This is a genomic window from Pantoea sp. GbtcB22 (assembly GCF_019091025.1).
GTDB classification, from domain to species: domain Bacteria; phylum Pseudomonadota; class Gammaproteobacteria; order Enterobacterales; family Enterobacteriaceae; genus Pantoea; species Pantoea leporis.
This window is the reverse complement of the sequence record NZ_JAGXKB010000638.1, coordinates 1-244: the sequence shown is the minus strand read 5'-3', so window position 1 is coordinate 244 and position 244 is coordinate 1. Positions and strand designations below refer to the sequence as shown.

Sequence of the window (244 nt, the reverse complement as noted above, 5' to 3'; positions counted from 1 at the left end):
ACACAGATCGCGGTGCCGCCGCGCGGTTTTCACTGCCGCACCGATATCCGCCATCTTGCGCTGTTGGCTTCGAACGTGACGCGGGGCCGCACACGTTATCAGGCGCTGGCCCGCTGGCCGCTACTATCACCCACAGGAGAGTAAATGGAATCCGATCCGCCGCTTAAACCCACCCGTTTGACCGCCCGTTACAGACGCTTTTTAGCCGATGTGGTTACGCCAGAAGGTGAAACGCTGACCATTC

General features: G+C 59.8%; 1 pseudogene. It reads left to right on the top strand.

Features of this window, described 5'->3' with window-relative positions:
* Positions 1-144: 144 nt before the first annotated feature.
* Positions 145-244: pseudogene (locus KVT28_RS27990) on the top strand (DNA/RNA nuclease SfsA); the annotation flags it as partial.